Genomic DNA, 1478 nt, shown 5'->3' on the forward strand with positions numbered 1-1478 from the left:
GATAACTCATCTTTAGCTATTAAGCTGTTAATCTGACAGATTGATTTTACTGACTCTAAATCTCTTCTTTTAACTGCCTTTGTGACTGCAGCGCTAAAGCTTATACCCTTTTCTATTAGATATTCGGCCATTTTGTTATTAGTAGAACACTTTAATAAATTTGTACCGCTTTGGGAATTAACCTCAGTGACAACATCTCGAATAATGGAACTATTTTCCTCAAAAATTGACTTTACTTTTTCTAAATCATTTTTGGTGACAGTATCAACAAGATCTTTTATTACAGCATTCACCCTCTCTTTTTTAGCTAAAATTTCTTTTAATTCTTCAGGGTTCATAAATACACCTCAACACACATAATAAAAAAGTATATCTAAATCAGAATTGCTTGTGAAGGATCTTTAGATATTATCTTGCCCAAAGGTTAATTTATTTTATAATCTTTTTGTATTCTAGAAATTTCAATTAAATGAACTGTTATAAAACTCACGAGTGTAATGAATTAAGGAAGAATGATGTAGAAAAGGAAGTTATTCTCTCTGGTTGGATGTATCGCAAACGTGACCATGGTAACCTAATCTTTGTTGATTTAAGAGATTTTCATGGGATTACTCAGTTGGTATTCAATAACGATAAAGATTTTTTTGATGAAATTTCGAATTTAAAATCAGAAAGTGTGATTACTGTCACAGGAATAGTCAAAGCTAGAACTGAAGATACGGTAAATAGCTCTATTTCCACAGGAGAAATTGAAGTTATAGTTAGTAATTTACAAGTTGAATCTGAAGTTGAGTTCCACTGTGATGAAGAAATAGCAAAAGAAGAAAGGAGTATATTAGCAAGTATCGCCGGTGAGCAAGAATACCCAGAAAACATGAGATTTAAATATCGTTTTCTTGATTTAAGACGTGAAAAGGTTCGTAATAACATTATTCTACGTTCACAGATCATTTCAGAGCTCAGGAGGCTCATGATAGAGCAAGGATTCTTAGATATTCAAACTCCCATACTTACTGCCTCTTCTCCTGAAGGAGCACGTGATTATTTAGTGCCAAGCAGACTAAATCCTAGTAAATTCTATGCATTACCACAAGCTCCACAGATTTTTAAGCAGTTGCTTATGGTTTCAGGGTTTGATAAATATTTTCAAATTGCACCTTGTTTTCGTGATGAGGACGCAAGGGCTGACCGTTCTCCTGGGGAGTTTTATCAGCTAGATCTTGAAATGTCTTTTGTAACTCAAGAAGATATATTTCAGGTTATTGAATCTACCTTATATAAAGTGTTTGCCAAATTTTCTCGCAAATCAGTTGATAAAGATTTTCCACGTATTACATACAAAGACGCAATGCTCAAATACGGTTCTGATAAACCAGATCTGCGCAATCCACTATTGATTAGTGATGTAACAGAAATTTTCCGTGATTCAGAGTTCAATATTTTCAAAAGCAATATCGAGCGTGGTATGGTAGTGAGAG

At 33.5% G+C, this 1478-nt stretch carries 1 protein-coding gene and 1 pseudogene; one reads left to right on the forward strand and one right to left on the reverse strand.

Annotation, left to right across the window (positions count from 1 at the left end):
• Positions 1-338, reverse strand: a pseudogene (locus BBB02_RS05375) (ankyrin repeat domain-containing protein); the annotation flags it as partial.
• A 131-nt stretch (positions 339-469) separates the two neighbouring features.
• On the opposite strand from BBB02_RS05375, the gene aspS reads away from it, so the two are divergent.
• On the forward strand, positions 470-1478 hold a 1009-nt coding region (gene aspS, locus BBB02_RS06535; RefSeq protein WP_245970093.1), incomplete at its 3' end, for an aspartate--tRNA ligase.

Origin of the sequence: Wolbachia endosymbiont of Bemisia tabaci (assembly GCF_003999585.1) — a bacterium.
Classification (GTDB): domain Bacteria; phylum Pseudomonadota; class Alphaproteobacteria; order Rickettsiales; family Anaplasmataceae; genus Wolbachia.